The sequence below is a fragment of the Reichenbachiella sp. MALMAid0571 genome, from assembly GCF_040151475.1.
In the GTDB taxonomy this organism is placed as follows: domain Bacteria; phylum Bacteroidota; class Bacteroidia; order Cytophagales; family Cyclobacteriaceae; genus CAXBNB01.
In genome coordinates this window covers 61,829-72,505 of record NZ_JBDKWG010000114.1, presented here as the reverse complement: position 1 = coordinate 72,505, position 10,677 = coordinate 61,829, and the positions used below count along the sequence as shown (strand labels likewise).

At 39.4% G+C, this 10,677-nt stretch carries 5 protein-coding genes; all 5 read right to left on the bottom strand.

The features are described from left to right. On the bottom strand, window positions 1–3,204 hold a 3,204-nt coding region (locus tag AAOP42_RS07210), incomplete at its 3' end, for a beta strand repeat-containing protein (protein WP_349527805.1). Window positions 3,205–3,435: 231 nt separating this feature from the next. Further along, on the bottom strand, window positions 3,436–4,812 hold the full coding sequence (locus AAOP42_RS07205; protein ID WP_349527804.1) for a hypothetical protein: 1,377 nt from the start codon (window positions 4,810–4,812) through the stop codon (window positions 3,436–3,438). 17 nt (window positions 4,813–4,829) lie between these two features. After that, window positions 4,830–5,948, bottom strand: coding sequence for a porin family protein (locus AAOP42_RS07200; RefSeq protein WP_349527803.1), 1,119 nt, complete (start codon window positions 5,946–5,948; stop codon window positions 4,830–4,832). Between the two features lie 15 nt (window positions 5,949–5,963). Then, entirely contained in the window at window positions 5,964–9,158 is a 3,195-nt protein-coding gene (locus AAOP42_RS07195) for an nSTAND1 domain-containing NTPase (RefSeq protein WP_349527802.1), read from the bottom strand. Continuing rightward, window positions 9,155–10,654, bottom strand: a complete 1,500-nt coding sequence (locus tag AAOP42_RS07190) for a hypothetical protein (protein WP_349527801.1) — start codon at window positions 10,652–10,654, stop codon at window positions 9,155–9,157. Before AAOP42_RS07190 ends, AAOP42_RS07195 begins: the two co-directional genes overlap by 4 nt. Between the last annotated feature and the right edge of the window lie 23 nt (window positions 10,655–10,677).

Below are 10,677 nucleotides of genomic sequence, written 5' to 3'. Positions count from 1 at the left end.
CAACTCACTCATCGAACCACCAGTAAAAGTTACAGTAGCTGTACCTCCTGATAAACTTACACTATATCCAAGTGTGTTTGTTGCGGAAGTCCCACTATTAGTGTTTTCTAAAGTAATAACTGAGCCATCTGCATTCAATACTTCATCCTGACCTGGTGTCGAACCATCCGCTACATTGGTGAGCGTAATCTCAAAACCAGTTACTACCTGTCCCGATTCTATAGTAGAAGCTGAAGTGCCTGTATATAAACCAACAGCTGTACCTCCTTCAGTAAAAGTAGGGTTTGATCCGGTTGAAGCTAATGTCGGTTCATCATTAATCTCAATAACCTCAACATCAATAACTTCAAGGTCAGAACCTGCGCCAGCATCAGTCAGGGTGAAAGTTACAGTCCTTGTAAGAGCTGTAGGGTCTTCAGCAGTATTGTCAAATGAAATGACCCTGACTATTTCCTGAATATCAGATACAGTAGCTGAAGCATTAAAAGTAATGGTCAGGATATTGTTTCCTGTCACTGAAGTAGCTGAAGCTGTTCCTTTTATAACACTAGAAACAAGAACATCTGAACCGGACAATGTTATATTACCGATTTCGGCTATTTGAAGTCTATCATCTGGTTTAGCATTTGCAGTTATTTGAGCAGTTAAAGTTCCGGTATCAAAATTTCCTTCATTATCAACAACTGTTGCTCCAGTAGAAATTTGCACCGCAACGGCATTCTCTGTGTAGCTTATAGGGCCATTATCCAAAGTGATTATTGGTGGAGAGTTGATGTTGAAGGTACCTAAGGTAGTCATATCAGCGGCTGATGCCTGGTTTCTATTCCAGTTTGTCAGGTTATTTATTTCCAGCCTTACTTCATGAGCCAACCCGATTACAGTACTATAATTGTATCTGTGAAACTGAGAGGTGCTGTTGCTCGCTGGAAACAATGAAATAGCGTTATCCGCATTCGTTAACGAAGCGGGCAACTCCGATTCGTTGGCATCATCGGCAACAAGTGTCCAGGAGGTTGAGCCATCCATGTTTGCTGAAGAAAAATCTGCCAATAGACCTGTAATAAATCCTCCAATAGCATAATCTGTATTGCTATTTACCAATCCCTGAAAAGCAAAAATATTATCACCTGAAGGATCGATCAAGAAAGTACCATATTCAATAATTGAACCTGCTGATCCTCCACTTTTTAATGTCGCTGTACCTGCTCCATTGGGGTCGATTAAAATTTGATCTCCTGTAAAAATCGTAGTACCAGCGGTAAATGAAACTATTCCTTCAGCTGTAAAAAAATCCTGAATATCTTTATCATACCCCTTATCTGTGAAATGTATTACAGTACCTGAAGGAATAGTTTTCAATGCAACAACAGTGAAAGCACTGGATGCGTCTCCGTTGGTCATGGTAAAAGCCAAATCTCCTGGTAAAAAAGTCGGCGAATCGGCAAGAGTAAACTGTTCAACACTACCATAGCTCGTACCTTGAGAATTGGTCGCATAGGCTTTGTATGAATAATTTTCCGCAGGTGTCAATGCACTTAAAGATTCTGAAAAAACACCGGTTCCAGTCATGGGGCTAACAATCTGGATGGTATTAGGATTCCCAATCAAAGGATCTGAATCAAGTGTGGTTACAGCATATACAAACCCTCTTTCTGTAATTGGTTGTCCTCCATCTGAAGAAATATTACCTGCTACAATAGCCGAAACACTGGTACGGCCTGTAACTGGTGATGTTGTTGTTATAGTTGGTGCGGTAAAAGACTGGGTTGTGAAAGTCTGGGTATTTCCATACGTGGTACCCCCCACATTCATGGAGTAGGCTCTAAATGTATAGTTGGTGGATAGTGTGAACCCTGTAATATTCTCTGAAAAAGCACCTGTACCAACAGCTCCCTCCGGTTCTTTTGTTACATTGACACCTCCAATGACAGGAAGGGCATTGTCCGAAGTTTTGGCGTAAACTACCCCCCGTTCAGTTATTACATCACCACCCTGATCGGTAATGGTCCCACCGAGAGTGGCACTTAACGACAGTATGTCGGTAGCAGGATCTGTATTTACAGCAGAAAAAAAGTTTTGCCCATACATCCAGTTGGATGTTGTGCCAGAAAGTGTAAACCCGGTTAACCCAGCATTAAAAGAGCTTCCTGAATCATCATTGTTTGTAGCAGTGGTTTCCCCTCCATTAGAACCACCTGCTGTGCCCTGATCCAATCTGTAGTAAGCCTCCAGGCCTGGCTCGTTTCCAACCAAAGAATTGTCTTTATTATTTAACACATCAGAAGCGCTGCGACCGATTGACCAAACTCTCAATTCATCTATTTGACCAAAAAATTCAAAACCTGAGATAGAAGCCCTGTCCCCAACCAGTATGTTGCTTGTTCCTGCTGCAGTATTAAAATTAGTAAAATTATCAAGGGCAATACCTACGGCCGCACCATCTACATATATGACCTCCGGATTGGTGCCATCGTCCACTATCGCCAGGTGATGCCAATTGCCATCAATAGGAAATGTGCCAACATTAGATGCTATCCGCCCACTAAGTCCACCATTAGTATCCTCAGCTATCACCTGGCCAGAATCGTTTATATAGATCACATTAGAAGTAGCATTACTAAATTCAAAAATTCCCCACTGGGGGCTTCCGTCATCTACTATCAAAATCCAGGCTTCATAGGTAAAAGTACCACCACTGAAAAAAGCCCCACCATTTGGAATACTCATTAAATCGTTATCCCCTGCAAAGGCCAGGGAATTATCCTCATTTAAGTTGATAGTAAAATTACTAGTTACATTCCCTCCCCCATCGTTTGATTGAATTATGAATGTGCTTGAAGTAGCAGTTGTTTCATTTATAAAGGTAAGGTCTGCCAAAGCATTGTTCAAACTTGTCAGATCACCAAAAATTTGAACACTACCATCAGTTCCATCGGCATCATTCACTGTCAACCCACCAGTAGTACCTAAAAACAACTGCCCCCCACTAGTAACTGTAAGTGTGACAGTCAGAGCATCTACATCAGCATCGTCAACACTCAGTCCATTCGTGATCCTGAGAGGTTTATTCTTACTTGCTGATATGGTACCAGGCACAGTATTGGTCGGAGATGCAGCAAAAACCGAAAATGAAGCTAATGTAAGACTCATTATTAGACCTGCAAATATTTTCACATGAAGGTTAGCAAAGTACTTATTTATCATAGCGCTTATTTAATATTATTCAAATAGTGCAATTTGACAATTGCACTATTTATTATCTTTTTTTACTGTAAAAACTAAATGACCTTCTAAACAACAAGCAACAATTGAATTTTTATTAGAATCTGTTGCACTCATTGAATAAATCGTATTTTCAGCTTTACATTCGATTTCTAATGTAAATATTTTCTACTGAATATTCAAATAATAAAAATTAATATTAGAATATTACTATTACCTTAAAAGCTCACCGTTTCGGTTTACTTTCATTAACATCATCATAGTGGAGTTGGTACCTCCAAAATCATTGGTACCTGCAATCAATAATTTTCCACTTGGTAACTCTACCACTGCATTGGCCTGATCATTACCTGATCCACCGTATTTTTTCTCAAAAAGTCCTTCTTTTAAATCTTCGGATGTTCCCTCTTTGATTTTTCCGAATGAATCTGTTTTAATAATATATATGTCATCTCCACTAGGATCACCCTCCAAAGTTCCACCAGTTCTTTTTCCTACTACCAAATAGCCACCAGTCGAAAGTTCTACCACATCATAGCCAAAATTATTGATTATAGCATTGTCATTTCTATTTCCACCTGCATCCAATTCTCTAATACTCAAGGTCTCAAAAAATGTCAATGTACGATTTGCTGTTACTTTCATTAGAATGGAACTGTTGATTGATCCGGTAGAAGCAGTTCCTACAATGATAACCCCACCATCACTGGTTTTTTTCATTTTAGATCCAGTCTCATTGGTACCATCACCAGTACCAAACACTTTAAATTGGCTATCCAATCCTTCCTCATCAGTTGTTAAGAATAAAATATTTGTACCTGTACCTGCTCCATCCTTATCCACATTGGTTTGACCCATTATAGCTAATCCGGTATTTGTAACGATCAAAGACCTTCCCTGATCGTTACCATTATCAAAACCAGTTACCCTCTCCCAGATAATTGGGTGGTCAACTTCAGTAGAAGATATTTTGAACAAATAGATATCCTGCTTGTCTAACGTAGGGTTAGGATTGTCCTTGTCAGTGTTTACATTGTTGGTTGTTCCTAAAACAACATAATCACCATCCTCAGTTTCCACAATATCATAGCCCTCTTCATTGGAATCTTCCGCATTCTGTCCTTCGAAAGGTGTTGTTTTAACAAAGCCATAGGTAACGGGCCATCCGCCAGATACAGCTCCATTAGCATCCAGCTTATACACTATAATATCAGTATGCTCTGAATCTGCTGCTGTAGTTGTACCAACCACTATATAACCTCCATCACTTGTAGGTTTAATTCTGGAAGGAATATCTTCAGCATCTGTTCCGAATACCACTTCACTTGTAGAGTTACCCTGTGAGTCGGTGAACACAAGATAAAAATCACTGTCTTCACCGTCACTAAGGTTCAATTCAGGGCTATTTGTAGAGCCAAAAACCAAATAACCTGTATCAGTAACAAGCACATCATAACCAGCTTCTACGCTGTTGTTTCCATAAAATTTAACGAAAAAATCTTCCGGTAGCGGACTGGAATCATCCGTTGGGCTACAAGCTGCAAAAAAGATTAAACCTATTAACAAATACTGTTTATATTTTCGAATCATTATAAAATGCTTGATTTTTAATTTCTATACTTTTTCAGCTTTTTGGGATTGTAGATAGACATCACATATCCAAAATTAACTGAAATCAAATCGATAGATTGATTGTTGTCAACGTGTGCTAACCTGAATACTGTAGTCTGATTTGAATACCTATTCTCCGGATTTACCAAATTGGTTTGCCCATTTGAATATTTGGCTTCAAACTTAAAAAAATTCGTTTTCAATTTGTACTTAAACCCCACTCCCCCAATCAAAGAATAGCTTTGTTTGTTCCTCTCTTCTGATGCCTTCAAATCTTGTGTGGATGCCGTGATTGATTGTGCTCCTGTCCGGGAACCATCTGTTCTTGAAGCAGAAAATAAAATATTGGCTTCTGCTCCCAAATATACGAATGGAACAAATTTTGAACCTGATATATTTATATTGTATCGCAAGTACAATGGAATATCCAAATAAATTGCAGCATCCACCTGCTCCATAGTAGAAAAAGCATTCTCTGTGTCTAGCCCTATATCCTCAGTAATTATAACATCACTCAGTGCATATTTTTTTCCTGTGTAGAGTGCTCCTAAAGAAACTTCTAACCCTTTAAAGCCAAACTCCCGTTCTATAGACAATCCATATTGTAAACCTATTTTAGGAGTAAAAACTTCATCAGAATTGTTGGTATTGGTAGTAGCAAACAAATCCATAACGTTTACTCTTGACTGATTAAACCCAAAATTAAGTGCTACTCTGAATATCGGTTTGGTACGGAATTTTTGATATAAATATTGAAATTCTGCCGGATCTGTTAAAGGGTTAATAGGGTGCTCCGGATCTGCTTTCAGCAACAGAATCAATTCTTCTTCAGCGGCTGGCTCATTGTCAGAAAACAGATACACCATGGTCAGCAAACGGCGGGCCCTAATAACCTCTTCTTTTGAGAAACCATTTTTAACAAACCCTTTCTCCAGATTTCCCGGTATTCTTGACAAATTACCTTTTTCGAAATCATCTTCAGCCTGATTCAACAAGAGAGAATAGTTTATTCCTTCGGAAACAGTCGATTGCTTCTTAAGGTTAAACTGTGCCCTGGAATGAAAAACCACACAGAACAAAATACATAAAAATAATAGTAATCTTTTATTCAACATAAAGCAATTCATTGGTTATTCAATACTTTGTTCTTCCCTGATAGGCTTTCCTTCACAGGTATATTGATATTCTATATCCTCTGCCACATAAGCCACCCAGATAGATTTCATCATGTTTTCACTGATATAATTACAAATCTCGTCAGCCATTCCATCTGGTTTCACTGGCCAGATTCTAATATTGGAATCTCCTGCACCTGTCACCAACGACTTACCATCAGGACTAAAGCTCACTGACCATACCCATCCCTCACTTTCAATTCCTTTTCCATGATCGTCCAATTCTATTGGTAAATCATTCAGATTTTCCATAATCCAAAGTCGGGCAGTACCATCTCTACTGGTAGAAGCCAACAAACTATTGTCTGCATTGAATTCCAAATCAGTGATATCCGATTCATGCCCTGATATTTTTTTCAACACCCTTTTTGCATCCAAATCCCAAATGGTAAGAACTCCGGTTTCGTCACCAAATACCAACAATTTACCGTCATTGCTGAAACTAATCGCACTAACTGGAACTTTTTCAGTCCTGTACAATTGGCGTTCCTCATTGTTGTTGTTCAAATCCCAGATAACAACATGACCTTCTTCATTTCCCCCGGCTAAAATACTTCCATCAGGACTGATCGTCAATGATTTTACACGAGAAGAAACCTGAGCAATAGGAGTACTGGCTATAAAATCACTTTTCCTGATCACTCCATCACCTGAAGTGTATATAAACCCACTATTATCCGGCATAAATGCTAAATCGAATACTGCTCCGGCATGCCCGGACACCTTTTTAGGTTTGGCATCTTTTGATTTCAGGTCATAGATAAAAACTTCATAGTTATCACTGCCTAGTGCCAACCACCTTTCATCATTGCTAATACCTACCACACGGTTGACCACACTGGTAGAATCCAATACTGTATAAGTACGGGCATCATTTTCCATATTCCATAGAAGAATCTTTCCATCTGACCCGGCAGAATATAGTCTTTTTCCATCTTTAGAATATACCACAGAACGCACAGAACCAGAATGTCCCGCATAGTGATTTCTATGGTATTGCGCCTCTCCTACTTTAGTCGTGTCTTTTGTCAACTCCCTAAGAGCATAATATACTCCGGCATATACATCTCCATTGTATTCTTTGTCTCCATATTTATCATAAAACAAAAATCCTTGCCTGGCTATCGCTCCCTGCTGCTCTGGTCTATCTTTTATCTTTTGAGATTTAATAGCCATAGATTGAGCAATAGCTTGGTAACGTAAACGGTCTGCATCAGCTTTTGCTTTTTCTGCGGCTTCTAAATTTACTTGTGCCTCCGCTTTAGCTGCGTTAGCAAGTTCAGTTTGCCTTTCAGCAGCGGCTCTTTGTACTTCAGCTTCATCAGCATTGGCCTGAGCTTGTCTTTGAGCAGCTTGCGCTTCCTTTTGAGCAGCAAAGGCTAATTCCCTTTGAGCCTCAGCTTCTTTTTGAGCAGCCAAAGCATTATTTTTTTCCTTTTCTGCATCAGCAGCTAACCTTTCTGCTCTTTTTGCTTCTGCATCTGCTCTATCTGCATTTGCTTGTGCTTCTTGTTGAGCCACCAAAGCAGCATCAGTCTGTTTTTCAGCCTCCGCCCTCTGAATTTGAGCCATCACTACAAAGAAAATAGAAATCAAAGCAGCAGCTGCCAGAAATAGTGCTGCTATTCTTGATCGTTTTAATTGTCTTTTTTGTAAAAGTTCTTTGTTTTTTTGTTCTGTCTCGTAGGCTTTTTTACTGGTCTCCAGAAAAACAAGAGTTCTCTCATAAGCAGGCTCATATCTTTGTCCCCAAACCAAAGTGGGTCGATTTTCCTCCTGCCAGTTGAGTGCCAGTTGCAAATCCGGCATTTTCCATAGTCCTGCCCTTCCCAGTTGGAATCTTTCCGCTGACTCTGCCAGTTTCAGGTACATCTCAGCAGATCGAGATTCTTCATCCAGCCAGGACTTCAATCTCGTCCAGATTCTCATCAAACTTTCGTGAGAAATATCTATTACCGTTTCAGAATCTAGTCTAACCCCATGAGGAGGCATCAACAATGTTCTGCCGGGCTCACGAAATTTATCAATTACCCTGGTTACTTCTTCCTCATTTACTCCGGCTATCGCTGCTATAGTAGCTAGTTTTGTTGGCCGCCTGATACCGGAAGATTCCGTTCCCCTTTCAGTCAAAGCCTTGAACATAACTTCACAAATCTCCTGTTCACGTTTGGAAAGTGAATCGTAAGCTTCATTGGCATGCTGAGAAAGTGCTTCTCTTAATGTACCTATGGCATTGTAATGCCTAAGATCCATGGGTTCATCTTCTTTTCTGTTTTCTTTCCAAAAAGCCCATGTCCTCATCAAAGCATGCTGTACAATCGGCAATTGATCAGGGTTGTCTCCAATGTCGTTAAGCAACTGCTGTGTAAGCCTTGGTGCGATTTTGCCACCACCTACAGCAACCGGCCCTTCGATAGCCAATCTCTTCTGATCCCTTGTCATTTGCGGAATCAAATAGTGACTGTCATTGATCATCTGAGTCAGATCAGGAAAACTAGCACAATCTCCTATAAAATCTGAACGCATGGTGAGTGCTACATATACCGGAGCATCGTATTGATGAACAGCTTCCAGCAAAAGGTTGACAAATGCCGAAGATTCGTCCAGATCAGAAGAAAGTGTCTCCAGTTTTTTATATCTAAATAATTCTTCAAACTGATCGACCAAAATCAGCACATTTTGTCGATCAGATGCTTTCAATTGCTTAATTACCTCAATTAGTCCCAATGAGCTACTTCGTAAAACTGTAGAGGTAATGGTTTTTCTTATAAGTTGGTCTTCATCATCCAGGTTATGATAAGCTTCATCTTTAATTAATAATGACTCGGCCAGATTGTCGATAGGGCCGCCACCGGGTCGTGTGACTACAATTCTCCAGTCCGAACCAGCTTCTGCCATAAACCCTCCATACAAAGTAGGAATTAACCCGCAATACATCAAAGATGACTTACCGCTACCTGAAGCTCCAAGTATAGCTACAAATTTGTTCTCGGCAAGTTTCATCAAAACCTCATCACTCTGCCCTTCTCTTCCAAAAAACAAATGACTCTCTTCAATTCCGAAAGGCCTCAGCCCCGGAAATGGATCAACAAGCTCCGATATGCTGACCGCACCCTGTTGTTTTTTTGATTTGATTTCTTTTTCGCTCATTGTATTTCCAGTTTAGTGAGAAATGGTTCTATGGATTGCGGTTCAAATTCTCCTTCACCAAGAATCATTACATCATTATTCCTTAAATTATTTTGATCAAATGTTGATTTATTCTCTAAATACACTGCTGAAGCTTTCATAGGCTTTACCCTTCCAAAACCAGGTGCCTTCAGTATATCTTGTAATTTTGTTTTTATCCATTCTTTCGATGAATCCCCAAAGTAAATCAAAGAAGCATCGCATCTCCTCAGGTTTTCCTGATGTAAATACCTGAGATCAATCAAATCCCCTTCATAAAGAGAGGTTACCACATGAAGGCCTTTTCCCTGAAGATAATCTATTATTGGTTTGGTTTTTTCTCTATCTATCTTATCAAAAATCACATATACCACCTCTCCGTTTATTGTAACTTCATCCTCTGCCAACTTCACCTCTTTGGTTTTAAATCTTCCACCAGTCACCAGTTCCTCCCGAATGATAGATTTCAGTTCTTGCAACTGGATTTGTAATACTTCGGCTTCATCTAGTGAGGCAGCATCACTTTTTAAATCCTCAATAAATATTTTTTGCCTCTCACTAACATTTTTCAGATCCGGAGAAAGCCAAATCAACCGGCTGAATTTTTCCTGTGCATCTGATTTTTCGTTATAAGCCAGTATATCTCTGGTATGTTGTGCTGCAATTTGATTTTGAAGGTCAACTACAGACAAATCGGATCCTTTGGGCTTATATCCATAGTCTTCTCCAATCAGATGAATGGACAAACAGCATTTTGCCAAATCATCCTTAACAGCAGACTCTAAAGCATGTACTTCTTTGGGCAAAGAATGATTGGGCAACACTTTGTATCCGTGCCGCAGCAATTCTCTTTTTACAATATCCCTTTGTATGATCATATCTACCCCTGAATTCGCAAGGTAAATGGTTTTGTTCTTATCAGATTGTACCTCATCTATTGTCTTCGCTTCTTCTATTACCTTATTTTGTATTTGATAAATATCATACGCCATATCTACCAACTTCATCCAGTAGCTACGCTCAGCATCGTTTCCAAAAAACCGTCGAAACTCTTGCGGTTCACCAGTTAATGGATCAATTTGATAAAAATCATAGGTCAGTATATTGGAGTATTCCGGTAATAAATCATCTATCTCAAATGGAAATTTGATCACTTTGAATAGTCTGGAAAGACCGTCTATCACAAGGCCTTCCTGTTTTTGAGAGTTCTTAGCAAATTCATGAATACCCTGAATCAGGATTTCGTTTTTAAGGAAGTTTTTCGAAAATAAAGTAATCAACACTGTGGCATCCGAATACAACTGCATATTGGTTTCAGACTCTGTTACCAATCTAATTTTAGGAGGTTGACCTGATATTTGCTCCAACAATGTACTCAAAAACCTATTAAAATTTGACACCCACCCTTTGTTACTCCCGGATATGGGTTCGTCATCCGCAGAATGATAGGCCAGTAATATTTCGTTTTCAAAACTCATTAAAAAAAACATTTAAAATGCAC

What these genes read in the sequence shown, in the direction of transcription:
- AAOP42_RS07205 (WP_349527804.1), bottom strand. Translation starts at nt 4,812, where the DNA reads ATGATTCGAAAATATAAACAGTATTTGTTAATAGGTTTAATCTTTTTT.
- AAOP42_RS07200 (WP_349527803.1), bottom strand. Translation starts at nt 5,948, where the DNA reads ATGTTGAATAAAAGATTACTATTATTTTTATGTATTTTGTTCTGTGTG.
- AAOP42_RS07195 (WP_349527802.1), bottom strand. Translation starts at nt 9,158, where the DNA reads ATGAGCGAAAAAGAAATCAAATCAAAAAAACAACAGGGTGCGGTCAGC.
- AAOP42_RS07190 (WP_349527801.1), bottom strand. Translation starts at nt 10,654, where the DNA reads ATGAGTTTTGAAAACGAAATATTACTGGCCTATCATTCTGCGGATGAC.